Annotated in this window: 25 protein-coding genes; 5 read left to right on the forward strand and 20 right to left on the reverse strand. The window is 71.7% G+C overall.

Going from position 1 to position 26,636, the window contains the following annotated elements:
• Positions 1-237: 237 nt before the first annotated feature.
• Both ACZ3IJ_RS12350 and ACZ3IJ_RS12355 read left to right on the forward strand, forming a co-directional pair.
• On the forward strand, positions 238-651 hold the full coding sequence (locus ACZ3IJ_RS12350) for a DUF7144 family membrane protein (protein ID WP_467467615.1): 414 nt from the start codon (positions 238-240) through the stop codon (positions 649-651).
• Between the two features lie 212 nt (positions 652-863).
• Positions 864-1,955, forward strand: a complete 1,092-nt coding sequence (locus ACZ3IJ_RS12355; protein WP_467467616.1) for a Rieske 2Fe-2S domain-containing protein — start codon at positions 864-866, stop codon at positions 1,953-1,955.
• Between the two features lie 10 nt (positions 1,956-1,965).
• On the opposite strand, the gene ACZ3IJ_RS12360 is transcribed toward ACZ3IJ_RS12355, so the two are convergent.
• A complete protein-coding gene (locus tag ACZ3IJ_RS12360) occupies positions 1,966-3,588 on the reverse strand; it encodes a phospholipase D family protein (protein ID WP_467467617.1) in 1,623 nt (540 codons plus the stop codon).
• Between the two features lie 34 nt (positions 3,589-3,622).
• Positions 3,623-5,101: a glutamate-cysteine ligase family protein gene (locus ACZ3IJ_RS12365; RefSeq protein WP_467467618.1), complete on the reverse strand. Its 1,479-nt coding sequence runs from the start codon at positions 5,099-5,101 to the stop codon at positions 3,623-3,625.
• Positions 5,102-5,345: 244 nt separating this feature from the next.
• On the opposite strand from ACZ3IJ_RS12365, the gene katG reads away from it, so the two are divergent.
• Positions 5,346-7,535, forward strand: a complete 2,190-nt coding sequence (katG, locus tag ACZ3IJ_RS12370) for a catalase/peroxidase HPI (protein ID WP_467467619.1) — start codon at positions 5,346-5,348, stop codon at positions 7,533-7,535.
• Between the two features lie 103 nt (positions 7,536-7,638).
• Here katG and ACZ3IJ_RS12375 read toward each other — a convergent pair whose 3' ends face one another.
• Both ACZ3IJ_RS12375 and ACZ3IJ_RS12380 read right to left on the reverse strand, forming a co-directional pair.
• The gene (locus ACZ3IJ_RS12375; protein WP_467467620.1) at positions 7,639-8,184 is read right to left on the reverse strand and encodes an MOSC domain-containing protein; all 546 of its coding nucleotides are present in this window, start codon (positions 8,182-8,184) and stop codon (positions 7,639-7,641) included.
• A 504-nt stretch (positions 8,185-8,688) separates the two neighbouring features.
• On the reverse strand, positions 8,689-9,252 hold the full coding sequence (locus tag ACZ3IJ_RS12380; RefSeq protein WP_467467621.1) for a DUF7010 family protein: 564 nt from the start codon (positions 9,250-9,252) through the stop codon (positions 8,689-8,691).
• Between the two features lie 358 nt (positions 9,253-9,610).
• Between ACZ3IJ_RS12380 and ACZ3IJ_RS12385 the strand changes: the two genes are divergently transcribed.
• Both ACZ3IJ_RS12385 and ACZ3IJ_RS12390 read left to right on the forward strand, forming a co-directional pair.
• Positions 9,611-9,862, forward strand: a complete 252-nt coding sequence (locus tag ACZ3IJ_RS12385; RefSeq protein ID WP_467467622.1) for a DUF6400 family protein — start codon at positions 9,611-9,613, stop codon at positions 9,860-9,862.
• Positions 9,846-10,073 (forward strand): hypothetical protein, encoded by a 228-nt coding sequence (locus tag ACZ3IJ_RS12390; protein ID WP_467467623.1) that lies wholly within the window; start codon positions 9,846-9,848, stop codon positions 10,071-10,073. Before ACZ3IJ_RS12385 ends, ACZ3IJ_RS12390 begins: the two co-directional genes overlap by 17 nt.
• A gap of 3 nt (positions 10,074-10,076) precedes the next feature.
• On the opposite strand, the gene hypE is transcribed toward ACZ3IJ_RS12390, so the two are convergent.
• The 16 genes from hypE to ACZ3IJ_RS12470 form a co-directional block, all read right to left on the reverse strand.
• Positions 10,077-11,150, reverse strand: a complete 1,074-nt coding sequence (gene hypE, locus ACZ3IJ_RS12395; protein WP_467467676.1) for a hydrogenase expression/formation protein HypE — start codon at positions 11,148-11,150, stop codon at positions 10,077-10,079.
• 4 nt (positions 11,151-11,154) lie between these two features.
• Positions 11,155-12,324, reverse strand: a complete 1,170-nt coding sequence (gene hypD, locus ACZ3IJ_RS12400) for a hydrogenase formation protein HypD (protein ID WP_467467624.1) — start codon at positions 12,322-12,324, stop codon at positions 11,155-11,157.
• Positions 12,321-12,644, reverse strand: coding sequence for a HypC/HybG/HupF family hydrogenase formation chaperone (locus tag ACZ3IJ_RS12405; protein WP_467467625.1), 324 nt, complete (start codon positions 12,642-12,644; stop codon positions 12,321-12,323). The genes hypD and ACZ3IJ_RS12405 overlap by 4 nt, the downstream gene beginning before the upstream one ends.
• 10 nt (positions 12,645-12,654) lie before the next feature.
• Positions 12,655-15,189: a carbamoyltransferase HypF gene (gene hypF / locus ACZ3IJ_RS12410; protein WP_467467626.1), complete on the reverse strand. Its 2,535-nt coding sequence runs from the start codon at positions 15,187-15,189 to the stop codon at positions 12,655-12,657.
• Positions 15,186-15,881, reverse strand: coding sequence for a hydrogenase nickel incorporation protein HypB (hypB, locus tag ACZ3IJ_RS12415; protein WP_391799427.1), 696 nt, complete (start codon positions 15,879-15,881; stop codon positions 15,186-15,188). Before hypB ends, hypF begins: the two co-directional genes overlap by 4 nt.
• Positions 15,882-15,883: 2 nt before the next feature.
• The gene (locus ACZ3IJ_RS12420; protein ID WP_467467627.1) at positions 15,884-16,279 is read right to left on the reverse strand and encodes a hydrogenase maturation nickel metallochaperone HypA/HybF; all 396 of its coding nucleotides are present in this window, start codon (positions 16,277-16,279) and stop codon (positions 15,884-15,886) included.
• Positions 16,280-16,430: 151 nt separating this feature from the next.
• Complete coding sequence (locus tag ACZ3IJ_RS12425; RefSeq protein ID WP_467467628.1) at positions 16,431-16,571, reverse strand: DUF6893 family small protein; 141 nt, start codon at positions 16,569-16,571, stop codon at positions 16,431-16,433.
• Positions 16,568-17,110 carry a hydrogenase maturation protease gene (locus tag ACZ3IJ_RS12430; RefSeq protein ID WP_467467629.1) on the reverse strand — a complete coding sequence of 181 codons (543 nt, stop codon included), beginning with the start codon at positions 17,108-17,110 and terminating at the stop codon, positions 16,568-16,570. The genes ACZ3IJ_RS12425 and ACZ3IJ_RS12430 overlap by 4 nt, the downstream gene beginning before the upstream one ends.
• Entirely contained in the window at positions 17,107-18,504 is a 1,398-nt protein-coding gene (locus ACZ3IJ_RS12435) for a hypothetical protein (RefSeq protein WP_467467630.1), read from the reverse strand. The genes ACZ3IJ_RS12430 and ACZ3IJ_RS12435 overlap by 4 nt, the downstream gene beginning before the upstream one ends.
• The gene (locus ACZ3IJ_RS12440; RefSeq protein WP_467467631.1) at positions 18,501-19,139 is read right to left on the reverse strand and encodes a DUF6084 family protein; all 639 of its coding nucleotides are present in this window, start codon (positions 19,137-19,139) and stop codon (positions 18,501-18,503) included. Before ACZ3IJ_RS12440 ends, ACZ3IJ_RS12435 begins: the two co-directional genes overlap by 4 nt.
• A complete protein-coding gene (locus ACZ3IJ_RS12445) occupies positions 19,136-19,792 on the reverse strand; it encodes a DUF5947 family protein (protein WP_467467632.1) in 657 nt (218 codons plus the stop codon). The genes ACZ3IJ_RS12440 and ACZ3IJ_RS12445 overlap by 4 nt, the downstream gene beginning before the upstream one ends.
• On the reverse strand, positions 19,789-20,409 hold the full coding sequence (locus ACZ3IJ_RS12450) for a hypothetical protein (RefSeq protein ID WP_467467633.1): 621 nt from the start codon (positions 20,407-20,409) through the stop codon (positions 19,789-19,791). The genes ACZ3IJ_RS12445 and ACZ3IJ_RS12450 overlap by 4 nt, the downstream gene beginning before the upstream one ends.
• Positions 20,406-22,190, reverse strand: a complete 1,785-nt coding sequence (locus ACZ3IJ_RS12455) for a nickel-dependent hydrogenase large subunit (RefSeq protein ID WP_352191255.1) — start codon at positions 22,188-22,190, stop codon at positions 20,406-20,408. Before ACZ3IJ_RS12455 ends, ACZ3IJ_RS12450 begins: the two co-directional genes overlap by 4 nt.
• Before the next feature lie 113 nt (positions 22,191-22,303).
• Positions 22,304-23,386: an NADH-quinone oxidoreductase subunit B family protein gene (locus ACZ3IJ_RS12460; RefSeq protein WP_467467634.1), complete on the reverse strand. Its 1,083-nt coding sequence runs from the start codon at positions 23,384-23,386 to the stop codon at positions 22,304-22,306.
• Between the two features lie 57 nt (positions 23,387-23,443).
• Positions 23,444-25,144: a hydrogenase maturation protein gene (locus tag ACZ3IJ_RS12465; protein WP_467467635.1), complete on the reverse strand. Its 1,701-nt coding sequence runs from the start codon at positions 25,142-25,144 to the stop codon at positions 23,444-23,446.
• Between the two features lie 648 nt (positions 25,145-25,792).
• Positions 25,793-26,626 carry an AfsR/SARP family transcriptional regulator gene (locus tag ACZ3IJ_RS12470; RefSeq protein ID WP_467467636.1) on the reverse strand — a complete coding sequence of 278 codons (834 nt, stop codon included), beginning with the start codon at positions 26,624-26,626 and terminating at the stop codon, positions 25,793-25,795.
• Between the last annotated feature and the right edge of the window lie 10 nt (positions 26,627-26,636).

A 26,636-nucleotide genomic window follows, 5' to 3' on the forward strand; every position in this document is an offset into this window, starting at 1 on the left:
TCTGCCGTGAGGCTCCGGGGGACCCGGCCGCGGCGCGCGCCGTCCCCGGAACCCACGGATCATGAGTGCCAACGCGAAGGGTTCGGTTCCCGACACGGGCCCACATGATCCGGAGCTCTCCACTCCGCCCGCCGTCGACGTGCGCCCGGGGTGGCGCGGGGTCAGATTGGATGTATCCGACTCGCCACGCCGAGAGGTGTCCCGGCGGACAGGCCAGACGACAGGGAGGAACCTGTCATGACCACACACGTGAGCGAACCCGGCCGCAGAGAGAACACGCACAGCAGCGGCTGGCTCGTGTTCGCCGCCGTGATCATGCTCTTCAGCGGCATCATGACGCTGCTCGGGGGCATCTCGGCCATCGCCGAGGACGATGTGTTCATCGCGACCCGCAACTACGTCTACGAGCTGGACCTCACCGCATGGGGCTGGATCCATCTCATCCTGGGCATCGTGATCGCACTCACCGGGGTCGCCCTGTTCACGGGCGCCACCTGGGCGCGGGTCGTCGGCGTGGGGCTGGCGGGCCTCAGCATGATCGCCAACTTCATGTGGCTGCCGTACACCCCCGGATGGGCGCTGCTGTTCATCGCGCTCGACGCCCTCATCATCTGGGGACTGTGCGTCGCTCCCCGTCCGGAGAGAGTCTGACGGTGCCCTACGCCGACGCCGGAGCGGCCGCGCTCGGTGCGGTCGCTCCGGCCGAGTCGGTCGGCTTCCGGGCGGGGGTCTGCGGCCGGCTCCGGGCGAGGCGGGCATCACCCCAGCGGCCCTGGTTCCCGGTGGCTGAACTCTCCGCCCGCTGCCACCCTGCAGAGGAAAGCGTTCCCGCAGCGAAGGCCTGCCCGGCGAGGGAGTGGTGAATGACCGAGGCGCAACCACGGCGTACGACAGCCGAAGAGTCCGAGGATTTCACCGACCTCCGGAGAATCGGAATCCATCCCGATTTCTGGTATCCGGTCGCACTGTCCCGGAAGGTCCGCAAGGGAGAGACGTTCGCCGCCGTGTTCGCGGGTGAACGGATCGCCCTGTACCGCGGTGCGAGCGGTGAGGTCTTCGCACTGGAGGACCGGTGCGCGCACCGTCAGGTACCGCTGAGCATGGGCGTCGTGGAAGGCGAGACGCTGCGATGCTGCTATCACGCGTGGGCGTATCGCGGAAACGGACGCATCTCGCAGATCCCCTATCTCCCGAAGGGCGTCGACCGGCCGCCACGCGGCGTACGCGCCTTTCCGGTCCGGGAAATGTACGGACTGGTGTTCGTCTTTCCCGGCGATCCGGAGAAGGCGGCGACGACTCCGCTTCCCGTGCTGCCCGAGTTCCATTCGCCCCGGCACAAGACGATGACGTTCTCGCGCACCGTTCGGTGCCACTACACGTTCATGCACGAGAACCTGCTCGACATGAACCACCAGTTTCTCCACCGGGGTGTCCTGGGCAAGATCCAGCCCGAACTCCTGGGTTATGACACCGGACCGCAGTTCGTCGAGGCGCGCTATCTCTTCGTTCCCGGCGGCGGCAGGAAGGACCGCGGCGCCGGGCTGCTCTCCGCTGAGGGGATCGGCGGCGCCGACTCGCCCGACGTCGTCACCGTACGCACCGAATACCCGTACCAGACGCTCCAGGCGGTGCCCACGCAGTCCGAACTCCCCGCGTTCTCCCTCTGGGTCGCCTATGTGCCGGAGGACGCAGAGCAGCGCACCAATCACGCGTACGGCCTCCTGATGATCGCGAAGCCGTCGATCCCAGGGGCGCTGGACCTCGCCTGGCCGTTCATCCGGCGCTTCACGGAGCGGGTGTTCGCCCAGGACCGGATGGCTGTGGAAGCCGAGCAGCGGGCCTGGGACGAGCAGGGCGGGGACCGGAACCACGAGGTCTTCCCGCTGATCCTGGACGTCCGGGAGGTCCTGCGCACCAACGGTGTGCCGATCACGGCGGGCCCGACCGCCCCCTGACCGGACCGGATCAGAACGCGTTACGGCGCCGCAGCCGCTGCGGGCGGCCGTCCGGGTCGATCAGCGCACGGTGCAGCGGGGTCGCCGACACCCGCTGGGCGGCGGGCAGATCCGGGGCGGCGTAACGGCGCAGCCGGCCCGGCGGCCGTGGTCCACGACGGCCCCGCGCGTGCCAGCCGTCCAGGTCGGCCGCCGCCTTCTCGAAGGCGGCGAAGGCGAACGCGGGGTCGCAGAGCGCGCCCGCGGCGGCCGCCCGCTGCCTGGCCGTACCTTCCACGTCCAGGTGCTCACCCATCAGCTCCAGGCGCAGCTCGCGGGCGAAGACCCGCGCGCCGTCGCCGAGACCGCCGGGGTCCCGCGGCCGCCGCGGGTCCGTGGTCTCGTCGACGACGGCGCAGCTGAGCTCGGAGTCGTGCGTCCAGGAGCGGAGGTTGATGTTGTCGGAGCCCACGGAGGCCCAGACGTCGTCGATCACGCACACCTTCGCGTGCACGTAGACGGGGGTCCCCGCCCGGTTCTCCACTCCGTACACCGCGACCCTGTCACCGCCCGCGCGGCGCAGCTCGTCCAGCGCCTCGACGCGTCCGATCAGGTTCATGGGCAGCGAGAACCGGCCGTCCTGCTCCGGGACCGAGGGGACGACGCCGATCATCAGCAGATCGGGTTGCCGGGCCAACGCGCGGGCGAAGCCGGCGACCACCCTCGGGGACCACAGGTACTGGTCCTCGACGTAGATCAGCGCACGGGCCCTGCGCAGCGCCTTGAGGTACCCCCGGGCGATGCTCCGTTCGCCGTCGGGTGCGAAGGGGTAGCCGCGCAGCAGCCGGTTCGGGTACGTGCGCAGGAGCTGCACGGTGTGCGTACCGCAGGGCGCCGGGTCGGGTTCCTGCGGCGGCAGCGTGCCCGCCGAGGTGTCCTCCCGGTGCACCAGCTCCCGGAGCCGGGTGAGCGGGCTGCGGCTGAGCGGAGCGGGGTCGTCCCAGCGCTCCCGGAACACGGCCTCGACATCGCCGACGACCGGGCCGCGGAGGGCGAGCTGGACGTCGTGCCACGGCGGGTGCGGACCATAGGCGGCGGCCATGGGCAGGGACTGGCGGTCGCCCCGGTGGGCGGCATCGTCGTTCCTGTTGTGGCAGAGGTCGATGCCGCCCACGTACGCCACGTCGAGCTCCGGGCGGCCGGGGTGCCGCAGCACCACCAGCTTCTGGTGGTGCGAGCCTCCGGGCCGTACGCGCAGGTCGAGCAGGCACTCTCCGCCCGCCTCCTCGATCACGGCGCCGAGGTGCCGGTTCTCCTCCTCGCTGAACCGCAGACCGTCCAGGTGGGAGCGCCACACCAGCCCCTTCACGACGACTCCGCGTCTCGCCGCGCGGCTGAGCACCGCGCCGATCTCGGTACCGGGTCCGGCGAGCCGTTCGTCGGGATCGCCGCGCCAGTCGGTGAAGAGCAGCAGGTCACCGCGGCGCATGACGCGGACGGCCGCCAGCAGCTCCCGGAAGTAGACCGCACCGTGCACCAGAGGGCGCGCCTCGTTCCCCTGCGACCAGGCCTTTCCGTCCGGGCGGCGGCTGTCGAGGCACGTGGCGTCGTTACCGCGTTCGCCCTTGTTCAGGAGCCACTCCGGGCGCGTCACGTCGTCCGCCCTCCGAAAGGTCGTTGGGGCGGTCTCACTCGACCGGCCAGGTGTGGGCCGGAGCGTTCAGATGCATGTACTCGATGTACTGCTGGGTCATCCGCCGGAGCGCCTGGTGGCGGTCCGCGTGGGCGATGTCCTGGATGTGGTGGAACATCTCGGACTGCCATACGGCGCCGTTACGGCCGGTCACGCAGCGCTGCTCGATGATGCCGAGGAGCGGCTCCCGCCAGCCCGCGTCCATGCCCAGCCGCTCGAGACCGCGGTCGGCCAGCGGCAGCAGCCGCCGCAGGACCAGCTCGGTCGCCGGGACCTCGCCCATGCCGGGCCAGTACAGCTGGGCGTCGATCCCGTACCGGGCCGCGGCGTGGAGGTTGTCCTCCGCCGCCGCGAACGACATCCGCGACCAGACCGGCCGGTCCTCGTCGACGAGGGCGCGGACGAGCCCGTAGTAGAAGGCGCCGTTCGACAGCACGTCGGCGACCGTGGGGCCGGCGGGCAGCACCCGGTTCTCCACCCGCAGATGCGGCACACCGTCGACGACGGCGTAGACGGGGCGGTTCCATCGGTAGACCGTCCCGTTGTGCAGGGTGAGCTCGCCCAGGCCCGGTGTTTCGCCGCGCTCGAGCATCTCCTCCGGGTCCTCGTCGTCGCAGAGCGGCAGCAGGGCGGGGAAGTACCGCGTGTTCTCCTCGAACAGGTCGAAGACGGAGGTGATCCACCGCTCGCCGAACCAGACCCGGGGCCGTACGCCCTGCACCTTGATCTCGTCCGGCCTGGTGTCGGTGGCCTGCTCGAAGAGCGGGATGCGCGTCTCGCGCCACAGCTCCTTGGAGAACAGGAACGGCGAGTTCGCCGCCAGGGCCACCTGCACGCCGGCGATGGCCTGCGCGGCGTTCCAGTACTCCGCGAACTCGTCCGGCGAGACCTGGAGGTGGAACTGCGTGCTGGTGCACGCCGCCTCCGGCGTGATGGTCTCCGCGTAGGTCCGCAGTCGCTCCACTCCGTCAACCGAGATCAGCAGGTCCTCGCCGCGCGCGGAGAAGATCTGCTCGTTCAGCAGGCGGTACCGCGGATTCTCGGAGAGCGAGTCGGGGCCCGCGTCCTTCAGCTCCAGCGTCGGCAGAATGCCGATCATGACGAGATGGGCGCCTATCTCCGCGGCCTTCTGCTCGGCATGGTTGAGCGCGTCGCGGATCTCCTGCTCCCAGGAGTCGGGGCCGCCCGCGGTGAGCCGCCTCGGCTCGACGTTGATCTCCAGATTGAACCGGCCCAGCTCGGTCGACCAGGAGGGATCCGCTATCGCGTCCAGAACCTCCGTGCTGCGCATGGCGGGCTCGCCGGTGGCGTCCACGAGATTCAGTTCGATTTCCAGACCGACCTGCGGCCGTTCGAAATCGAACCTCGACTCGCGCAGCATCCGCGCGAACACGTCGAGGCACGAGTGCGTCTTGTTCCGGAACCGGCGGCGGTCTTCACGGGTGAACTCCAGCGCCGGGACATCACGTCCCATTGTGCCCTCCCGGTTCTCCTCGGAGCGGGCCCCCAGCTTTCTATCAGCGTCCCACTCCCGGGGCGGCACAACCACCGAAGCAGCGATCCGCCGCCCGCGAAGCCCCTTTTCCGGCGTGCCCCGGCCGCTTTTCCGCCGCGCCATACCTGGGCGTGCCCTGCGTGTTCCCGTGCGGTGCGGTCCCCCGTGCGCGACCATACGGACGCCACCTGCAGGAAATCACGAGACAGGAAGAAGGACGGACGTGTCCGGCAGCGAAAGCGAAAACCCGGTAATTCCCTCCCCCACCCCTACGCCGGATCGCCCCAGGACGAACCGGGACTGGTGGCCGAATCAGCTCGACCTTCAGGTCCTCCACACGCACTCGCCGCAGTCCAGCCCGATGGACGGCGACTTCGACTACGCGAAGGAGTTCGCGACCGTCGACGTCGACGCGCTGAAGCGGGACGTCATCGACGTGATGACGACGTCGCAGGACTGGTGGCCCGCCGACTACGGCCACTACGGGCCGCTCTTCATCCGCATGAGCTGGCACGCGGCGGGCACGTACCGCATCGAGGACGGCCGGGGCGGCGGCGGCTCCGGCGCCCAGCGTTTCGCCCCGCTGAACAGCTGGCCGGACAACGCGAGCCTCGACAAGGCGCGCCGTCTGCTCTGGCCGGTGAAGCGGAAGTACGGGCGGAAGATCTCCTGGGCCGACCTCCTGGTCTTCGCCGGCAACTGCGCCATGGAGTCGATGGGGTTCAAGACCTTCGGATTCGGCTTCGGTCGGGAGGACATCTGGGAGCCCGAGGAGATCTTCTGGGGCCCGGAGGACACCTGGCTCGGCGACGAGCGCTACAGCGGCGACAGGGAACTGACCGGTCCGTTCGGCGCCGTGCAGATGGGGTTGATCTACGTCAACCCGGAGGGCCCCAACGGCAATCCGGACCCGATCGCCGCGGCGCGCGACATCCGCGAGACGTTCGGACGCATGGCGATGAACGACGAGGAGACGGTGGCGCTCATCGTCGGCGGCCACACGTTCGGCAAGTGCCACGGCGCCGTGGATCCCTCGTACGTGGGACCCGAGCCCGAGGCCGCCCCCATCGAGCAGCAGGGCATCGGCTGGCGGAACACGTCCGGCACCGGCAAGGGCGCCGACACGATCACCAGCGGTCTGGAGGGCGCCTGGACCTCGGAGCCGACGAAGTGGGACAACGGCTACCTGGACAACCTGTTCCGGTACGAGTGGGAGCTGACGACCAGCCCGGCCGGGGCCAAGCAGTGGACGCCCACGGATCCGGCGGCGCAGGGCACGGTGCCCGACGCCCACGACCGGTCGAAGAGCCACGCGCCCATGATGCTGACGACGGACCTGTCGCTGAAGATGGATCCGGTCTACGCACCCATCTCGAAGCGCTTCCACGAGAACCCCGAACTCCTCGCGGAGGCGTTCGCGAAGGCATGGTACAAGCTGCTGCACCGTGACATGGGACCCGTCTCGCGCTACCTGGGCCCGTGGATTCCCGAGTCGCAGCTGTGGCAGGACCCCGTGCCCGCGGTCGACCACGAGCTCGTCGGGGACGCGGACATCGCCGACCTCAAGCGCCGGATCCTCGACTCGGGGCTCTCGGTCTCCCAGCTGGCCGGGGCCGCGTGGGCGGCGGCGGCGAGCTTCCGCGGCACCGACAAGCGCGGCGGGGCGAACGGGGCACGGCTCCGGCTCGCGCCGCAGAAGGACTGGGAGGTCAACGACCTGCCCGAGGTGGCCGAGGTGGTGCGCGGCCTCGAACGGATCCAGCAGGACTTCAACGGCGCCCAGTCCGGCGGCAAGAAGGTCTCGCTCGCCGACCTGATCGTCCTCGGCGGCTGCGCGGCCGTCGAGCGGGCCGCGAAGAACGCGGGGCACGACGTGACGGTGCCGTTCGCTCCGGGGCGGACGGACGCCTCGCAGGAGCAGACGGACGTGGAGTCGTTCGCGGTGCTCGAACCGAGGGCGGACGGGTTCCGCAACTATCTGCGGGCCGGCGAGAAGTTGTCGCCGGAGACCCTCATGCTCGACCGCGCCAACCTGCTGACGCTGACCGCTCCGGAGATGACGGTGCTGACCGGCGGCATGCGGGCGATGAACACCGGCTTCAAGCAGTCCGGGCACGGTGTGTTCACGGACAGGCCGGAGGCGTTGACGAACGACTTCTTCGTCAATCTGCTCGACATGGACACGGAGTGGAAGCCGTCTGCCTCGACGGAGAACGTCTTCGAGGGCCGGGACCGCGCCACGGGCGACGTCAAATGGACCGCGACCGCCGTCGACCTCGTCTTCGGTTCGCACTCCCAGCTCCGCGCGATCTCGGAGGTGTACGCCTCCGAGGACGCGAGCGAGAAGTTCGTACGCGACTTCGTGGCGGCGTGGGACAAGGTGATGAACCTCGACCGGTTCGACCTCGCCTGAGCCGGCGGGACCTGATGCCCTGGTCGGCCGCCCGCGTCCGGGCGGCCGACCAGGGCATCGCCACGTGCACGGCGTCCGCCGGTGCTCCGATCGGAGGCGGAACCTAGACGCGCTCGAGGGGACGGTGCGGGCCGGGAGGGAGTTCGACCTCGACGCGGTCGTGCGGGCGGACCGGGCCGCCATGGCGGACGACACCCATGACGCCGGACTTGAAGGTGAACTCTCCCGACCCGGGGTCCAGTTCGAAGACCTCGGCGAGCAGGCCCCTCCGGAAGTCGTTGATCTTCGCGCACGGGTTGCGCAGGCCCGTCACCTCGACCACCGCCTGCGCTCCGAGGTGGAGAAGGGCGCCGGTGGGCAGACCCAACAGGTCCACGCCCCGCGTGGTGACGTTCTCCCCGAGTTGCCCGGCCGCGACGTCGAAACCCTTGCGGGCCAGCTCGTCGAAGAGCTCCTCGTGCATCAGATGGACCTGGCGCAGGTTGGGCAGGTCCGGCTCGTACGTCATGCGGAACTGATGCCGGATGGTCTCCCCGGCATGCACGTCCCCCTCGACCCCGAGCCCGGCCACCAGCGTGACGGACTCCCGGTTCGGCTTGCTGAACGCATACGTGCCATTCCGGCTCACAGCCGTGACCCATCCACCCATGCCCACCCCAACCGCTCCGCCTGTCGGCCTCACCCGCCGGCCCACCATAGCTCCGAGCTCTGCGGTGGAGGGGGCGGTCGCCGGGCGGCCGGAATTCCGGAGAGGCCCACAGCGACACGTGTGTCACGCGCCGCCGCGTTCCTCGCGGCGTCTCAGCAGTTCCTCGACCGCGCTCGGCAGCGTCGTCTCGAAGTCGATCAGCTTCGCCCATGTCGGGCTCACCACGATCCGGACCATGCGGACGTAGGCGATCGGACCTCGGTCTCCCACTCCGCCCGCTGCCCGGCGGTCATCTCGTAGCTGCCGCTCGACCGGAAGAACTCGTCCGGGGTGCCGTCGACCACGTCCAGCGCCTCGCGGCGGAGCAGCAGGATCGTCGGCGGGTGGGCCTCGGTGGCGATCGTCAGGGCGACCGAGGGTTTTCGGCGCAGGGCCGCGATCTACCCCGCACGGCGGCCCGTACGACGCGAACACGGGCGCGGCTGTGCCGAACGGGTTCGGACGTCAGCCGCGCAGGGCCACGTGGAAGGACGAGGCCCACAGGACGACCGCCGCCCCCAGACCCACCACCGTGCGGACCGTCTCCGCCGTGGTTCCGGCCGCCAGGACCACGAGCCCCACCAGCGCGACCACCGTCAGGAAGATCGCGGTCCACTTGTACTGCCCCTGGTCGAAGAGCCGGGCCAGCGGGAAGAAGTGCAGGCCCACGACGAGGCAGATGCCGACGGGGATGAACTCCGGGTGACCCGAGGCGTTCGACTCGGCGATCACCACGAAGATCGCCACCAGCTCGGCCATGTTGACCATGCCGACCCCCCGGTTCCACTTCTCCGGCAGCCGCACCGGTCTCGTGACGGGGCCCGCCGTGCCCCGGAACGCGAGCACCACCGCGCCGGCCGTCACGAGGGCGGCGACGACGCCGACCGCGACCGACATCGGTGCCGCCGATATGCCCGAGCCGCCGGCGAGCGCCCAGACCAGGGCGAAGACAGCGAGGACGATCGCGCCCCGGCGGCGCAGTGAGCGGGTGAGGGCAAGGCATTCCGCGTCGGTGGTGTCCGTAGTCATGGCGCGGACACTACAACGATCTTGCCCCCGAATCGGCGGAGTTGCGAGATCCGCAAGACTGCCCGCGGGCGGCTCGGACAGACGTGGTCACCACGGTCCGGGTGACCGGTTTCGCATGAGATGCGACACACCAACCTGCCGCGTGGAGATCGGCCGCCGGCCTCCTGCGGGGCGTCCCGATCCCTCGATCCGTGCCCTGGGGCGCCTCGTCCGCCGGATTCGGGGTACCGCTTCGCGCCTCCGACCCCGTCTCACCGCGCGACCCGCCCCTTCCGCACCCCCTGACCCCTCTGATACACGTGGCAGAACCTGTCCGATTTTCGGATTTCCTCCGAGAGCGCCGTCGAAAGCACCTCCCATGAGCCACGACACCGATCCCGACCACGTCACCTTCACCATCGACCTCACCCTTGAGGAGGCCCGCCGCCGGGCCGAGGTCGTGGCGGCGCTGGGGCCCGACTGGGACCCCGTGGCCGTGCTGCGGGAGGAGCAGGCCGCGTACGCCCTGCTCTACTCCGGTCTGGACGAGGAGCAGCAGCGGATCCACGCCATGCTCGTGTCGGAGGGTGTGCTGCCGGGAGAGGAGCCGGGTCGTGCGTCTTCCCATTGATCCCCACGCCGACCGGGCCCGCCGCGCCTGGGTCGCCTGCCCCGGATGCGACGACGCGCGCGACTGCACGCCCTGTGGCGAGCGCCGCAACTGCTCGGAGCACTGGCGCTACCTGATCTCCAACAAGGGGCCTCGGGTCCACCTGCAGTGCCCGAACTGCACCCACACCTGGACCCTCGACACCTCGCGCCACCGCCGCGCCCGCGGCTGACCTTCAGCAGATCCGGGGCAGCTGCTCCCCGAGCGGCATGTCCACCACACGCGTACCACCGAGGCCGGTACGGGCGACCACCATGCCGGGATGCGCCTCGACGGCCTCCCCGATCACAGCCGCTCCCGCGCCCAGCGGGTGCGCGCGCATCGCGGCGAGTACGGCGTTGGCGTGCTCGCGCGGGACGAAGGCCACCAGCTTGCCCTCGTTCGCCACGTACATCGGATCGAGGCCGAGCACCGCGCACGCGTTCGCCACGGGGTCCGGGACGGGGACGTCCCGCTCCCGTACGACGACTCCGGTGCCCGACGCGGCCGCGATCTCGTTGAGCGAGGCGGCGAGCCCCCCGCGCGTGGGGTCACGCAGCACGTGCAGGTCCGGGGTGACCGCGAGCATCGCCTCGACCAGGCCGCCGAGCGCGGCGCAGTCGCTCTCGATCTCGACCCCGAACTCCAGGCCCTCGCGCACGCTCATGATCGCCACGCCGTGCACGCCGATCGGGCCGCTGACGATCACCACGTCGCCGGGTACGACGCGCTGCGGGCGGAGATCGACCCCGGCAGGGATGAGACCCACGCCGGAGGTGTTGATGTAGATGCCGTCGCCGTGGCCTGCCTCGACCACCTTGGTGTCCCCGGTGACCACCTCCACGCCCGCCGCGCGCGCCGCCGCGCCGAGCGCCTGGGCGACGCGGGTCACGACATCGGTCTCCACGCCCTCCTCCAGGATGAACCCGCAGGACAGATAGGCCGCGCGGGCGCCGCTCATGGCGAGGTCGTTCACCGTGCCGTTGACGGCCAGGTCGCCGATGCTGCCCCCGGGGAAGAACAGGGGACGCACCACGAAGGAGTCGGTGGAGAACGCCAGCCGGGCGCCGCCGAGTTCGACGGTCGCGGCGTCGGTGGTGACCGAGAGCGAGGGTCCGCCGAAGGCGGGCGCGAAGATCTGCTCGACCAGTTCGGCGGAGAGGGCGCCTCCCCCGCCGTGGCCCATCACCACACGCGGCTGGTCCCGCAGCGGCGCCGGACACGTCCAGGCGAGCAGGTCGGGCGCCTGGCCCGGAGCGGTGTCGCGCATCAGCTCAGACAACGGAACTTCCCTCCAGGGCGGCGGACTTCTCTGCCGGAGACTTCTGTGCCGGCGACGTCCGCGCCGGGGTGCCGAGGTCGAGCCGCCGGTAGAGGTAGTACGCGGCGCACGCCCCCTCGCTGGAGACCATCGTCGCGCCCAGCGGGGAGCGCGGGGTGCAGGTCGTACCGAACGCCTCGCACTCGTGGGGCTTGAGCAGCCCCTGCAGCACCTCGCCGCTCCGGCACTCTGCCGGTTCGCGCGTGGTGATCCCCTCGACGGAGAACCTGTGCTCGGCGTCGTACGCCCGGTACCGTTCCGACAGCTTCCAGCCGCTGTCCGGGATGACCCCGATCCCGCGCCACGCGCGGTCCGTGACCTCGAAGACGTCGTCCAGCATCGCCCGCGCGGCCGGGTTGCCCTCGGCGAGCACCGCCCGCGGATAGGCGTTCTCGACGGTGTGATCCCCGCGCTCCAGCTGGCGGACAGTGCGCCTTACGCCTTCGAGGATGTCCAGCGGCTCGAAGCCGGTCACGACGATCGGCACCCGGTGGCGTTCCGCGAGTTCGGGGTACTCGGCCGTGCCCATCACGCTGCACACGTGCCCCGCCGCGAGGAAGCCCTGGACGCGGCAGTCGGGGGAGTTCATGATCGCCTCGATCGCCGGGGGCACCCGGACGTGGGAGACGAGCAGGCTGAAGTTGCGGATGCCCAGCTTGCGTGCCTGATGGACCGTCATCGCGTTGGGCGGAGCCGTCGTCTCGAACCCGATGCCGAAGAAGACCACTTCGCGATCCGGGTTCTGCTCGGCGATCCGCAGCGCGTCGAGCGGCGAGTAGACGACCCGGACGTCACCGCCCTGCCCGCGGACCTGGAACAGGTCGCGGTCGGTGCCGGGCACCCGCAGCATGTCCCCGAACGAGCAGAAGATCACGCCCGGCCGGGACGCGATCTCCAGCGCCTTGTCGATCACCTCAAGCGGCGTCACGCACACCGGACAGCCCGGGCCGTGGATCAACTCCACCTCCTCGGGCAGCAGTTGGTCGATCCCGTGCCGGATGATGGTATGGGTCTGACCACCGCAGACCTCCATCAGCGCCCAGGGCCGCGTCACCGTCGCGCGGATCTCGTCGAGCAGCCTCCTGGCCAGCTCGGGGTCCTGGAACTCGTCGATGTACTTCACCGCCGCACCTCTCCGGCCACGCCCTCGTGCGCCGGCCGCTCGTCGTCTACCGTCGCTCCGGCGGCCGACTCCCACGGGTCGCCGAACTCCTCCTGGAGCATGCCGAGCGTCTCGAACAGCTCCAGCGTCCTCCTGGCCGACTCCTCGTCCAGACGCTGCAGGGCGAACCCCACATGGACGATCGCGTACTCACCGGGCTGCAGGTCCGGCAGGTACTCCAGGCACACCTCCTTGACCACGCCGCCGAAGTCGACCGTGGCCATCCGGGTGCCGTCCCGGTCCTCTACGTCCAGCACCTTTCCGGGTACCGCCAGGCACATGGGTGTCTCCTCACTGTCGCTCTCGTCGTGGCGTGCCGGGGACGGCCGCGGGTCGGTCCGCGACGCCCGCGCCCCCCGAGTGGTCCATGGCGCCCGCGCCCCCCGAGTGGTCCTCGGTGCGGGCGGCCACGACGAGCTGGCCGAGGGCCAGGCCGCCGTCGTTCGGCGGGATCCTGCGGTGGCGCAGCACGGTGAAGCCGTCGTCCCGCAGTCCTCGGGCACAGGCGGAGGAGAGCACCACGTTGGCGAACACTCCCCCGGTCAGGGCGACCGTCTCCACTCCGGTCTCGCTCCGCGCGGCGGCGCAGACCGTACGGACCCAGCGCGCCACGGCATGGTGGAACCGCGCCGCGACCACGGCGGCGGGGGTGCCGCCGAGCACGTCCTCGACCACCGCCGCCAGCAGGGGCGCGGGGTCGGCGGCGATCGGTTCACCGGTCCTGCGGCGGCCCGACCGGAAGACGTAGCGTCCGTCCTCCGCGACGGCGGTCTCGCGCAGGGCCGCGGCCTCCAGCTCGATCGCGGCCTGGGCCTCGTAGCCGGCGTGGTGGCAGATCCCCGCGAGGGAGGAGACGGCGTCGAAGAGGCGCCCCATGCTGGACGTGGGCACGCAGTTCAGCCCGCGCGTCAACTGCCGGGTGAGTACGGAGAGTTCTGCGGACGGGCAGGCCCGGGTGCACGACAGTCCCGGGTCGGCGGCCAGGCCCGCGGCCAGCAGATGGGCCAGGGCCATCCGGTAGGGCCGGCGTACGGCCGCGTCTCCACCGGGGAGCGGAACGTAGGCCAGGTGCGCGAAGCGTGAGAACCCGGCGTAGTCCGCCACGAGGAACTCGCCGCCCCATACGGCGCCGTCCAGGCCGTAGCCCGTGCCGTCGAAGGCCACGCCGATGACCGGTCGCGTACCGTCGAGGCCGTTCTCGGCCATCGCCGCCGCGACGTGCGCGTGGTGGTGTTGCACGGGAACGACGGGGCGTCCGGCGGCCTGGCCGCGCGCCCAGCGGGCGGACCGGTACGCGGGGTGGCGGTCGGTGGCGATCCGGCCGGGGCGTACGCCCGTGATGGACTCCAGCTGCCGCTCGGCGGAGGCGAGGGCGAGCTGCGTCGCGAGGTCGTCCATGTCGCCGATGTGGGCGGAGAGCCATGCCTGGCGTCCCTCGCCGAGACAGAACGCGTTCTTCAGGTCCCCTCCCACGGCGAGCGCGGGAGCGACCTCGACGGGCAGCGTCACGGGCAGCGGGGCGTACCCCCGCGACCGCCGCAGTGTCAGCGGTTCGCCGTCGCAGACGCGGACGACGGAGTCGTCGCAGGGCACGTGGATGGCGCGGTCGTGCAGCAGCCAGGCGTCGGCCAGGCCGGCGAGTCGGGTGAGCGCCTCGTCGTCGTCGGTGACGATGGGTTCGCCCGAGAGGTTGCCGCTGGTCATGACCAGCAGCCGCGGTCCCTCCCCGTCCGCTGAGCCCAGGCCGAGGAGCAGGTGGTGGACGGGGGTGTACGGGAGCATGAAGCCGAGGTCCGGGCTGCCGGGTGCCACCGCCTGCGCCGGGGCGGCCCCGGGGCGCGGCCGTGCGTGCTCGCGGCGCCGCAGAAGGACGACGGGCCGGACGCTCCCGGTGAGGAGGTCGCGTTCGAGCGGGCCGAGGTGGACGAGGGGCTCGATGTCGGCGAGGTCGGCCGCCATCATCGCGAACGGTTTGTCACCGCGCGCCTTGCGACGGCGCAGTTCGGCCACGGCGTCGGGGTTGGTGGCGTCGCAGGCGAGGTGGTAGCCCCCGAGACCCTTGACGGCCAGGATCGCGCCCGCCGCGAGCATCCGACGCGCGTCGGCGACGGGGTCGGAGCCGACTTCGGCAACGGAGTCGGACCCGACCTCGGCGAGGGGGTCTGAGCCGACCTCGGCAGCCGCTTCCGTGCCGGTACGGGACCCGGCTCCGGCGGGCGTGACCAGTCTCAGGCGGGGGCCGCAGGCCGGGCAGGCGACGGGTTGGGCGTGGAAGCGGCGGTCGGCCGGATCCGCGTACTCGCGGGCGCAGTCCGGGCACATCGGGAAGCCGGCCATGGTGGTGTGGACCCGGTCGTAGGGCATGCCCGTGACGATGGTGAACCGGGGCCCGCAGTGGGTGCACGTGATGAACGGGTGGAGGTGACGCCGGTCGGCCGGGTCGGCGAGCTCCGTGAGGCAGTCGGCGCAGGTGGCGGTGTCCGGCGGGACGAGCGTGCGGACGGCGCCGCCCTGGCGGGAGGGGACGATCGTGAAGCCGCTGCCGCCGCTCGCGGCCACATCCGCCGCTTCCACGGACTCCACCCGGGCCAGCGGCGGAGCGTCGGGGGCGATGCGGGCGCAGAAGGCCGCCACGTCCGCCGGGTCGCCCTCGACCTCGGCGACGACGCCGTCGGCCGTGTTGGTGACGTGGCCGGAGAGGCGCAGCCCGGTGGCGAGGGCGTAGACGAAGGGCCGGAACCCGACCCCCTGCACGACACCGCGGACGACCACCCGGCTGCGCCGTGGGGCCGTGTCGGGCGCGGTTCCGGGCCGTGCCGTGGTCACGCGCCGGCCTGGGCCATCACCGGGGTGTGGACGCGGTTCCCCTCGGCCGCCGCGAGCGCGCGGTCCAGCAGGGCGCCGGCGCCCCGGCCGTCGCGCACGGAGCTGAGGACGACCTCGACACCGGGGTTGACCTGCTCCACGTTCCGGCGGAAGGCGGCCTCGTCGAACTCGGCGGCGTCGGCCATGTCCGTCTTGGTGACGATCACCAGCTGCGCGAGGCCGAACGCCGTCGGGTACTTCAGGGGCTTGTCCTCCCCCTCGGTGACCGAGGCGAGGACGACCCGGAGGGTCTCGCCCAGGTCGTAGCCGGCGGGGCAGACGAGGTTGCCGACGTTCTCGACGAACAGCAGCCGGGTGGTCTCGGGCAGCCAGTCGTGCAGGTGCCGGGCGACCATGTCGGCCTCCAGATGGCAGAGGCCGTCGGTGAGCACCTGCTTGACCGGAGCCCCCGACCGGGCCAGCCGCCGGGCGTCGTTCTCGGTCGCCAGGTCCGCGGTGAGCGCGGCCGCACTGACGCCTCGTTCGCCGGCGAGGCGCAGTTCACGCTCCAGCAGGGCGGTCTTACCGCTGCCGGGGCTGGAGAGCAGGTTGACGACGGCGGTGCCGCGGGCGGTGAGTTCGGTGCGCAGGATCTGTGCCGCTGCCTCGTTCTTGGCGAGGACGGCGCGCTGGAGATCGACGGCTCGGCACATGCTCAGCTCTCCTCGGTGATCGGTTGGGGGCGTCGTTCGCCGGCCGTCTCGGGGTCGGCCCAGCGGACTTCCCTGATCCGGAGTTCGCGGCCGGAGACGAGTTCGTCGGCCGCGGCACCGCAGCCGGGGCAGAGCAGCTGCGGAGGCATGCCGACCGGCCAGTCCTCGGCGCACGGCGCGCAGCGCGCCGTGCCCGGGACAGTACGGGTGATCAGCTCGGCGCCCTCGACGACGGTTCCGGCGCAGGCGAGTTCGAAGCAGAAGGCGAGGGCCTCGCCGACGACACCCGCCAGCTCGCCCACGTCCAGCCGGATGCTGCTGACACCGACGGCGCCGCGGGACCGCGCCGCCGCCTCGACCTGGTCGACGACGGCGACCGCCACGGACATCTCGTGCATCGGTCTCCGTCCTGGACGCGGGGTGTCTCTCGGGCGCCATTAGAGGACGGGCGGGCGGCGGGGTCGGCCCGGCGCGCCGGGATCGCACGGCGGTGTCGTCCGTTCGGTGCAGCCGAGGCCACCGGCCCGCCGCCGGTGCCGGGTTCCGGTGTCACATCCTGCTGATGCGCAGGTAGCGCCGGAGGTCGGGAAGGACTCCCACCACGACGGCCACGGCGGCCAGGGCGGCGGTGACTGCGGCGGCGGTGCCGACGACGTTCTTGGACATGGTGCTCTCCGTTTCGGTGTTCATACGACGGCTTCCTGGCGGACCAGCTCGGTCACCATGCGCACCGCCTCGGGCACCGCGGCGGCGACCTGCGGGGTGAGCCCGATGCCCTCGTCGAGGGCGGCGGGTTCGCAGCCGACGACGAAGATCCGGCGCGGGGGCGCGGCTCCGGTTCCCGCACACAGGGTGTCGAGCAGGGCGAGGACGGCGTCGGGCGTCATCCGGTGGCCGTCGAGGGGTGCGGGCTCCTGGGCGGAGCTCCGTCCGGCGGCGTCCGAGGCGTCGATCAGGTACAGCGTCCCCGGTGCGCCGCCGCGTGCGGTGACGTCGACGAGGACGAGGGTGTCCCAGCCGTCGAGGAGCTGGTACGCGAGGTGGACACCGCGGACGCCGACGTCGGCCACCTCGACGTGCGGGGGAAGGTCCTCCCGGGTGAGCCGCCGGACGGTCTCGACCCCGAAGCCGTCGTCGCCGAGGAAGATGTTGCCGACCCCGGCCACGAGGGTGCGAGCCGCCGGGGCGGCGGGGGTGCCGGCGGCGCCCGGCGCCGGCTGCCCGCTCACGCGTCCTCCAGCACGTCGACCTCGTCGGGCTGGAAGTAGAGGAACCGGCCCTGTTCGCGGCGGATGTCAGCGCCCGGGTCGTCCTCGACGGTCACGGCGATGTGCACCCCTCCGTCGACGTCGTGCAGGACGGCTTCGACCAGGGCGGTGCGCCCGTCGAGGAAGAGGTCCTGGGCGTCGCTGCGGCGCAGACCCGGGCGCAGGACGACCCTGCTGCCCGCACGGACGGCGCGTCCGTCGACGAGGACGTGGTCGCGCCCCGGATCGACGCCGGTGTCGCCGCCGGGGTCCCACCAGGGGGTGTCGGGGCGCAGGACGTCGACGTCCGGTTCCTTGGGTCCGGTGACGCTCTGGAGGCTGCGTACCGCTCCGTGGAGGCGTTCGAGCACCTCGGGCGGCATGGTGTCCGCCAGCTCGATCACGGCCGCGGCGCGGGCGTCCGTCCCCCGGGCCTCGCGCTTCTCCTCGTCGGTGAGGGCGGCGGTGCGCAGGGCGAGGATCTCGTCGATCTCGGTGGCGTCGTAGAGGGCTCCGGGACTTTCGGGTGCGATGGCGGGGTGGTCCTCGAGGATGATCGGCGAGGAGAGCATCAGGTCGTCGCGTCCTGGTTCACCGGCCAGAACGGGCCAGGTGTGGAGGTTGCGGCAGGCCGCGACGGCGCCCTTCGCCCACTCCGGCGGATCGGTCATCGAGAGGAACGAACCGCCGTCGAGCCGGAGCAGCGTGTGGGTGGCGACCAGCGAGTACGGCAGCGCCGCGTGGCGGTCGGCGGCCGGCTCCGCGGTCCAGGCACTGGTGTTCTCCACGGTGACCGAGAGCCGCTGGACGCGGTACGGGCCGTCGAGTTCGGTCGCCGAGATGCGCAGCGTGCCGCTGATCTCCTCGCGCCGGCGCACCAGCCGCCCGAGGAGGCGTCCGTCGGCGTCGGTGACGTCCTCGGTCTCCTCGGCGGCGGGGCGGGTGAACGGCAGGGCGGTGCCGTCGCCCGCCAGGTCGCCGACCGGGACGACGAGGGCGACCCGCTCCTCGACGCCTTCGTCCCAGGCCACCAGGACGCGGTCGGCCAGGCGGAGTTCGGCGGTGGGGGCGAACGTCCCGTCCGCGCGGAGCTCCTCGACGGTGCGGCGCTGGGCGCGCAGGAAGCGGACCTCCACGGCGAGTTCGGCGCCGGTCCTGGGCTCGATGAGGCACTCGGTGTGCTGGAAGTCGTGCTCCTCGGCGGCCGCGCTCCAGGACGGCGGCACGAGGACCCCGAACTGCCAGCGGAGGCGGTTCTTCGCGGCGGACGCGCGGTACGGGTAGAGCACGTACCCCTCGAAGAGGACGGCGTCGGCGACGTGCCGGGCGACGGCGAACCGCGCCTCGGTGCCGGGGGTGAAGGCGACGGTGGTCATCGTGTCCTCTCCCCCGCCGCTTCGAGCAGGGTCTCGACGGTGGCCTGCCAGGAGGGGAGGGCGTTCCTCGACCGGTAGGCGAGCAGGGCGTCCATGGTGTCGGCGGGGAGCCGGAGCCAGCCGCAGCCGGGGAAGTGCTGGTCGATCATCTCCCGCCAGACCTTCACGGGCATCCGGTGGGAGATCTCCTTGTCCCAGGGCACGGGTTCGACATGGAAGCCGCCGGCGCCGGTGAACGCGGTGCCGGAGAACAACAGGAGCAGAGGCACGTCGCCGCCGGAGAGCGCGCGGAAGTAGCGGGACGCGGCGATGTCGGTGTCGTAGGTGCACGGCACGACGAGGTCGGTCTCGATCTCGTCGGTGAAGCCGGGCACCATGACGGAGACCTGGGCGAACTGGACCGGGTTGAGGCTGCTGCCCCAGCGGGAGCGTTCGCCGAACAGGTCGCCGAGCGCCTCGGCCTCGGAGTCGTCGTAGCCGCGCCGGGCGGGTTCGACGCGGATCTGGCAGCGCAGCGCGAGGGCGTGGACGCGGGTCCCGCCGGAGGCGGTGATGCGCAGCCGGAACACGAGGGTCGGACCCGCCGCGTAGGGGTCGGCGCGGACGTCGGTGCAGCTGAAGGAGAACTCGGTCACGGCCGACTCCCCTGCGGCTCGCGGGCCCGGCCGCGCACATGGGTGAAGAGGGCGTCGAGATCGGCGCGCGCCTCCGCGCCGCCGTCGAAGCCCTGCCAGAGCAGTCGCATGCGGCCCACCAGTTCGTAGCAGAGGTCGATGGGCACGAGGAAGCACTCCGTGCGGCCCTCGTGGCGCCGCAGCAGCAGGGCCTCCACATCGGGTTCGAGGAGGGCGGCGAGCCGGGTGGCGTCGAGGACTGAGCGCCAGGACGCCTCCTCCAGCTCGCTCTCGGTGGCGCCCGCGGGGCTCGGGTAGAGCGCCACGGGCCGGTCGAGGGCGGAGTTGCGGAAGACGAACGCCACCGAGACCGGGATCCGCAGCGACTCCCACGCCTGGTCGTCGATCCGGTGCTCCGGATCGACGAGGAAGCGGCCGGGGACGGCCCGGAAGCGGCCCTGAGAGCCGCCGGAGCCGTCCATGAGCTGCGCACACGGGCCGCAGGCGCACGCCAGGGCCCGCTTGTCGATGTCCACCAGGTGCCGGTGGCGTTCGTCGGCGAGGCGCGCCCCGCACAGTTCGCAGCGCTCCTCGCGCGGCGGCCGTGGGGCGGTGAACCTGCGCAGGCCCGGGGGGCGCGGCGCCCGCACGGCGCCGTTCGGCGGCCCGTTCACAGGGCCGCCGTGGAGCGGCCGTCCGCGCCCGCGAGGGACGGACGCGTGCCGATCTGGAGCAGGGTCGGCTCGCGCGGAGCGGCGGGTTCCAGCTCGACGTCGGTCACCTCGGGGGCGAAGCACGCCAGGGCGTCCACGGCCGCCTGCCGTACGGACTCCTGTGTGCTGGGACAGCCGCAGCCGCTGGACGCGGAGCCGGAGGACGCCGCGGTGACGCGCAGCCGCAACATCCCTCGTTCCGCGTCGAATCCGGCGTTCTCCACGGGCTGCGGCAGAGTGGACAGGGCGCGCCCGATCCGGGTCTGCGCGTCCTCGGGGTGCAGTCCGTGCAGGGTGAGCAGGCTCGCGACGAGCTCGTCCCCGAGCAGCGGGTCCAGCGGGCCGGCGGGCTGCGTGCCCGCCGGGGCGGCCTGGGCGGTCGACGGGCCGGCGGAGGGACGGGCGGCGGGGCGGCCCAGGAGGTCCACGACGCGGGCGAGGCCGCTTCCGTAGAACTCCATGAGCACGCGGACGACTTCCTCGGCGGCCGCGCAGGCCTCCGCGTCCCCGTTCTCCGCCAGCCGGTCCAGCACTTCCTCGACCCGTCGACCCGCCTGTTCGGCGGTGGTCGCGCTCATCCGGCGAGACCGCTCAGGCCGGTGGGGACGTGCATCGACTTCACGGTCCTGCCGTTGCCCGTGTACATGTGGACGCCGCACGGCAGACAGGGGTCGAAGCTGCGCACGGCGCGCATGATGTCGATGCCCTTGAAGTTCTCCGGGGTGTTCTCCTCGAAGATCGGCGTGTTCTGCACGGCGTCCTCGTACGGGCCGGGCGTCCCGAAGGTGTCCCGGGTGGAGGCGTTCCACGGGGTGGGCGGGTACGGGTGGTAGTTGGCGATCTTGCCGTCGCGGATGACCATGTGGTGCGAGAGGACACCGCGGACGGCCTCGGTGAAGCCGACACCGATGGACTCGTCGGGGACCTCGAACTTCTCCCAGGTCTGGGTGCGTCCGGCGCGGACCTCCTCCAGGCCCTTCTCGGCGCAGTGCAGGGCGACGGCAGCCGCGTAGGCCTGGAAGTACGTCCGGGCGCGGTTGCGCTCCAGGGCGTTGCTCCACTGCGGGATCTTCCACTCGAAGGTGGTCTCCGGCTTGGTCATCGTGCGGGGCAGGTTGATGACGACGCTGTGTCCGGTCGCCTTGACGTAGCCGATGTCGACGAGGCCGGACAGGGCCGTGGACCACAGGCGGGCGATGGGGCCGCCGCCGGTGTCCAGGGCCAGGTGGTCCTTGCCGTCGAACCAGCGGGGGGACATGACCCAGCTGTACTTGTCGTCGAAGTTGCGCTTCTGCGGCGCCGGGATGGTGTGCTGGTTCCACGGGTGGCGCGGGTCGACCGGGTTGCCGAGCGGGTCGTGGGTGACGAACTGCTCCTGCCCCTGCCAGTCCTCGTAGTACGAGCTGCCGAGCAGGATCCGGATGCCGAGGTTGATCTCGGTGAGGTCGTTGGTCACCAGTTTGCCGTCGACGACGACGCCCGGGGTGACGAACATCTTCCGTCCCCAGTCGGTCATGTTGGCGTAGGTGAAGTCGCAGTGCTCGGGGTCGTTGAGCGCGCCCCAGCAGCCGAGCAGGACGCGGCGCCGGCCGACCTCCTCGTAGCCGGGCAGCGCCTCGTAGAAGAAGTCGAAGAGGTCGTCGTGGAGCGGGACGACGCGCTTCATGAACTCCACGTACCGCATGAGCCGGCTCATGTAGTCGGTGAAGAGCTGGACCGACGCGACGGTGCCGACGCCTCCGGGGTAGAGCGTGGAGGGGTGGACGTGCCGTCCCTCCATCAGGCAGAACATCTCCCGGGTGTAGCGGCTGACCTGCAGCGCCTCCCGGTAGAACTCGCCTTCGAGGGGGTTGAGCGACCGCATGATGTCGGCGATCGTGCGGTAGCCGTGCTCGGCGGCGTGCGGGGCCTCGGTGCGCTCGGCCAGCTCCAGGACCCCGGGGTTGGTCTCGCGGACCATCTTCTCGCAGTAGTCGACCCCGACCAGGTTCTCCTGGAAGATGTTGTGGTCGAACATGTACTCCGCGGACTCGCCGAGGTTGATGATCCACTCGCCGAGGTGCGGCGGTTTCACTCCGTACGCCATGTTCTGCGCGTACACGGAGCAGGTGGCGTGGTTGTCACCGCAGATGCCGCAGATGCGGCTGGTGATGAAGTGCGCGTCGCGGGGGTCCTTGCCCCGCATGAAGACGCTGTAGCCGCGGAAGACGGAGGACGTGCTGTAGCACTCCGCGACGCGCTTCTGCTTGAAATCGATCTTGGTGTGGATGCCGAGACTGCCCACGATCCGGGTGATGGGATCCCAGGCCATCTCCACCAGTCCGGAGCCGTCACCCGTCGTCTTCGCCGGAGGTGCCATGGTCGTTGTGGTGCCCTTCGTGAGCTCTTAGACTTCGCGAACAGTGCGGTTGGTTGGGGTCTAGCGGGGTGGAGCGGGGGTCTGGCGGGGTGTGCGCCGCGGTGACATGACCGTCACCAGGGCGGCCGGTAGCCGGTCGTGATCCGCTCGCCGGTGTGCCGCCACTTCGGTTCCTTGTCCACGGTCCTGGCCGTGATGGTGCGCAGGCGGCGGATGACGGAGCCGTACACCCCGCTGGCGGCGCTGGAGACCTTGCCGCCGGGAGGCTCGTCCATGAACGGCATGAACTTGTCCGGGAAGCCGGGCATCGTGCAGGCGATGCAGATGCCGCCGACGTTCGGACAGCCGCCGACGCCGTTCATCCAGCCGCGCTTGGGGACGTTGCACTTGACGACCGGCCCCCAGCAGCCGAGCTTCACCAGACACTTGGGCGAGTCGTACGTCGACGCGAACTGGCCCTGCTCGTAGTAGCCGGCCCGGTCGCAGCCCTCGTGCACGGTCGCGCCGAACAGCCAGGTGGGGCGGAGCTTGTCGTCCAGCGGGATCATGGGCGCGGAGCCTGCGGCCTGGTAGAGCAGGTACGTCAGCGTCTCGGCGAAGTTGTCCGGCTGGATGGGGCAGCCGGGCACGCACACGATCGGGATGCCGGCGTGGGACTTCCAGTCCCATCCCAGATAGTCCGGCACGCCCATCGCTCCGGTCGGGTTCCCCGCCATGGCGTGGATGCCGCCGTACGTGGCGCAGGTGCCGATCGCGACGACCGCGAGGGCCTTGGGAGCGAGCCGGTCGATCCACTCGCTCGTGGTGATGGGCTGGCCGGTCTCCGGGTCGTCGCCGAAGCCGCACCAGTACCCCTCCTGCTTGATGGCCTCGTTCGGGATCGAGCCCTCGACGACCAGCACGAACGGGTCGATCTCGCCCCGCTCACCCTTGAAGAACCACTCGATGAACGTGTCGGCGCCGCCCACCGGGCCGCACTCGAAGTCGATCAGCGGCCAGTGGACCGCGATCCTGGGCAGTCCCGGCAGCCCGGCGAGTGCGATCTCCTCGATGCTGGGCTGCATGGCGGCGGTCAGAGCCACGGAGTCGCCGTCGCAGCTCAGACCCGCGTTGATCCAGAGGATGTGGATCGGCTTCTCTTCGCTGCCGGGGGCGGCGCCCCGGTCCTCGACCGGTGCCGGCGTTGCTGCGCTCATGGGTCGCGCCTCCTGAGGAGGGATGGGCAAAGGCCACATTTCGGGCCTGGGTCTTGCTTAACAGTCAACCGGTCCGGCCGCGCCCGCATCTGGGCCGTCGGGGGAAAGCACACCGTTCGCCTCCTTTCGGACGAAGGCCCGGCGCAGTCGGTGGTAGGCCGCGGCGGGGTCGTCGAAGATCCGCCGCATCCGGGCGAGCTCCTGCTCGCGGTACGCGGCAAGGGGAGTGACGGCTTCCCGGCGCTCGTGCTCGGCCTTCTTCGCGGCGATGCGTGGCTGGACGCCACCGCGGGACGCCAGCTGGAGGGCCGATCGGGTGATCTCGTCGGCGAAGTCCGCGGGTCCGCAGTCGACGACCCGGTCGACGAGCCCCATGACGAGCGAGGCGGCCGCGGAGACGGGCCGGGCCTCATCGGTGAGCCGCGCCGCGAGGGCCGCGCCCACCTTGCGGGGCAGGGTGTACGTCCAGTACTCCGAGCCGTACAGGCCCATGCGCCGGTAGTGCGGGTTGAGCACCGAACCCGAGCGGCACCAGACCTCGTCGGCGGCGAGGGCGAGCATCACCCCACCGGCGGCGGCGTTGCCGCCGATCGCGCTGACGACGAGCCGGTCGGTGGTGGTGAGCACCGCCTCGACCAGGTCGTTCATGGCGTTGATGTTGGCCCAGGACTCGGCGGCCGGGTCGGCCGCGGCCTCGATGACGTTGAGGTGGATGCCGTTGGAGAAGAAGTCGCGCCCGCCGCCGAGCACGAGCACCGAAGTGGGGCGTGTGCGGGCGGCCTGGTAGGCGTCGAGCAGGCGGCGGCACTGGTCGGTGCTCATCGCGCCGCCGGGGAAGGCGAAGGAGAGGACGCCGACCGGCCCCTGCTCCCGGTACCGGATGTCGGACCAGGTCCGTCCGCCGGGTGGCGGGTCCACGGGCACCGGCAGTTCGGGGAGATCCGGCAGCCGGCCGGCGAGGGCCAGCGTGGCGGGGAGCTTGCAGGCACGGGGGCGGCCGGGCCCGGTACGGGCGCGGAGTTCGGGGATCCACACCGCGCCGTCCGCGGTGGCACGGCAGACGGCGCCCGCCCGGGTGGCGAGCAGCTCACCGGGGCGGCCGCGCAGGCCGTCCTCCGGGTGGCCGCCGTGCAGGAACCACTCGGCGCCGAGCAGGTGGTCGCGGACTCCCGGCTGGGAGTCGGCGGCGCGCAGGATGCGCAGGACGGTCTCCGTGCCGTCCTCGCTCCAGGAGATCGCGCGCTGTTCCTGGCGGAGCGCGGGGCGGGCGTGGACCGCGCCGTTCTGCGGCTGCGGCTCGGCCCCGGCGGCGACCCGCTCGACGGCGAGGAGCACGGCGGTGACGGCGGCGTCGGACAGCTCGTTGCGGTACAGGTCGCTCTTGCCGACGTCCGGGACACGGAAGGGTGCGGACGCCCAGACGTCGCCGGCGTCCATCTCCTCCTCGGCCTGGAGGACCGTGACGGCCCACTCGGTGACGCCCTCCTGGACGGCCCGGTCGAGCGACGACGGTCCCCGGTCACCGACCGGGCCCGGATGCACGATCAGACAACGGTGCGCGGTCCACACGTCCCTGGGCACGGCGGCCTTCAGCATGGGGGCGACGACCAGGTCCGGAGCGTGGCGCGCGACGGCGTCGCGGATGGCGGACCCGTCGGGCGTCACCTCCACGGGAACGGTGTGCCCGCGGTCGCGCAGCTCGACCAGCACGCGCTGGGTGAGGCTGTTGAAACCGGCGGCGATGAGCAGAATGCGCATGGCGTCCCTTCCGGGTTGCGGTGGACGGCACGGCCCGGGGACACGGGGCGACCGACCGCCAGCGATCATCGGGCACCGGGGGTGGCGGCGGCGGCCGACGGTGCCCGCACCTCACCCGTACGAGCGGCGCGTCCGACCGATTGGCGGGGCGGGCGCGCCACCGGACGCGGCCGTGGCGGGGGACACGGCGGGGGCGCGACCGTGGCGGGGGCGTGGCCGTGGCAGTGGCGCGGCGGCACCGGTTGACCTTGACGCGACGGCAGGGTCTGTACTGAGGGCATCGATCGTCCACCGGCCGATCTCCCGAGCGAAGGGCCTGTCCGTGCACACGACCCCGGAGAAGAACATGGCGCCGACGCACGTCGTCGACACGGCGGTGGGGAACGGTCCGACCGGTCGGACCGGGTGATGGGATCCGCAGCGCTGTGGCTGCTCCGGTACGTGCGGACCGGTAGCCCCGGACGGGGGGCCGGTCCGCCGGAACCCGCGCGGCAACCGCGTACGACGACCGTGGCGAGGGCCGGCCGGCCGGTGGGTCCGGTGCACGGAGGCGGAGTCAGGTGACGGACGACGAGATGAGTCCGGGCCTCACGCGTGCCGCGTGAGGCCCGAGCACCCCGCCTTGTGCGGGAGCCCGCCGGGTGGGCGTCAGCTGGCGACCGCCGAGTCGCGCAGGGGGGCGGCCGAGCGGGCCGCCAGGGCCTGGCCGGGCCTCAGGGGGACGGCTGTGCGGGCGGTCGTGTGGAGGATCTCGGCCTGAAGGCGCTGGAGTTCCTCGGACGGCTCCAGGCCGAGTTCGCTTCTGAGGATCTGATACAGGCTCTGATAGGCCTGCAGGGCCTCTCCTCGGCGGCCCGCGCGGTGCAGGGCCGCGATGAGCTGACCGTGGAACCACTCGTGCAGGGGGTGGTCGTTGACGAGGGCGCGCAGTTCGGGGAGGAACTCGCGGGAACGGCCGAGGCGGGTCTCGGTCTCGACGCGGAGCTCCAGGGCCCGGATGCGGAGTTCCTGAAGGTGGGCGATGCGTCCTGTGAGCACTCCCTTGACGGGGATGTTGCTCAGCACCGGGCCGCGCCACAGCTGTTGGGCCCGTGTGAGGTGATCGGCGGCCCGTTCGGGAGAGCCCTGGGCGAGATCCCACTGGGCCCGCCGGACGAACTGCTCGAAGACCAGGGCGTCGACCTCGTCGTCGTTGATGTCGAGCCGGTAGCCGGGCGCCTGGGTCACGAGCAGTTCGGCCGCGGGCGACAGGATGTCCTCCAGCATCTTGCGTGCGTGGTAGACGTGGGTCTGCAGGGTCCTGATCGCGTTGTTCGGCGCCTCTTCGCCCCACAGTTCCCTGATGAGCGTGTCCGTGGCGACGGCCTCGCGCGGCTGGAGGGCGAGCACGGCGAGCATCTGACAGATCTTCGGTGCCCGGGGAGCGCACGACTGTCCGTCATCGGTCACGATCTCGAAGGGCCCGATGAGGTTGAACTGCACTGTGCACGCT

Source organism: Streptomyces sp. NPDC013317 (genome assembly GCF_055563155.1).

Excerpts from the sequence above, each read along its gene's own strand:
- ACZ3IJ_RS12350 (WP_467467615.1), top strand. The coding sequence starts at position 238 with ATGACCACACACGTGAGCGAACCCGGCCGCAGAGAGAACACGCACAGC.
- ACZ3IJ_RS12355 (WP_467467616.1), top strand. The coding sequence starts at position 864 with ATGACCGAGGCGCAACCACGGCGTACGACAGCCGAAGAGTCCGAGGAT.
- ACZ3IJ_RS12365 (WP_467467618.1), bottom strand. The coding sequence starts at position 5,101 with ATGGGACGTGATGTCCCGGCGCTGGAGTTCACCCGTGAAGACCGCCGC.
- ACZ3IJ_RS12375 (WP_467467620.1), bottom strand. The coding sequence starts at position 8,184 with ATGGGTGGATGGGTCACGGCTGTGAGCCGGAATGGCACGTATGCGTTC.
- ACZ3IJ_RS12380 (WP_467467621.1), bottom strand. The coding sequence starts at position 9,252 with ATGACTACGGACACCACCGACGCGGAATGCCTTGCCCTCACCCGCTCA.
- ACZ3IJ_RS12385 (WP_467467622.1), top strand. The coding sequence starts at position 9,611 with ATGAGCCACGACACCGATCCCGACCACGTCACCTTCACCATCGACCTC.
- hypE (WP_467467676.1), bottom strand. The coding sequence starts at position 11,150 with ATGCGCGACACCGCTCCGGGCCAGGCGCCCGACCTGCTCGCCTGGACG.
- ACZ3IJ_RS12405 (WP_467467625.1), bottom strand. The coding sequence starts at position 12,644 with ATGTGCCTGGCGGTACCCGGAAAGGTGCTGGACGTAGAGGACCGGGAC.
- hypB (WP_391799427.1), bottom strand. The coding sequence starts at position 15,881 with ATGTGCCGAGCCGTCGATCTCCAGCGCGCCGTCCTCGCCAAGAACGAG.
- ACZ3IJ_RS12420 (WP_467467627.1), bottom strand. The coding sequence starts at position 16,279 with ATGCACGAGATGTCCGTGGCGGTCGCCGTCGTCGACCAGGTCGAGGCG.
- ACZ3IJ_RS12425 (WP_467467628.1), bottom strand. The coding sequence starts at position 16,571 with ATGAACACCGAAACGGAGAGCACCATGTCCAAGAACGTCGTCGGCACC.
- ACZ3IJ_RS12435 (WP_467467630.1), bottom strand. The coding sequence starts at position 18,504 with ATGACCACCGTCGCCTTCACCCCCGGCACCGAGGCGCGGTTCGCCGTC.
- ACZ3IJ_RS12450 (WP_467467633.1), bottom strand. The coding sequence starts at position 20,409 with ATGAGCGCGACCACCGCCGAACAGGCGGGTCGACGGGTCGAGGAAGTG.
- ACZ3IJ_RS12455 (WP_352191255.1), bottom strand. The coding sequence starts at position 22,190 with ATGGCACCTCCGGCGAAGACGACGGGTGACGGCTCCGGACTGGTGGAG.
- ACZ3IJ_RS12460 (WP_467467634.1), bottom strand. The coding sequence starts at position 23,386 with ATGAGCGCAGCAACGCCGGCACCGGTCGAGGACCGGGGCGCCGCCCCC.
- ACZ3IJ_RS12465 (WP_467467635.1), bottom strand. The coding sequence starts at position 25,144 with ATGCGCATTCTGCTCATCGCCGCCGGTTTCAACAGCCTCACCCAGCGC.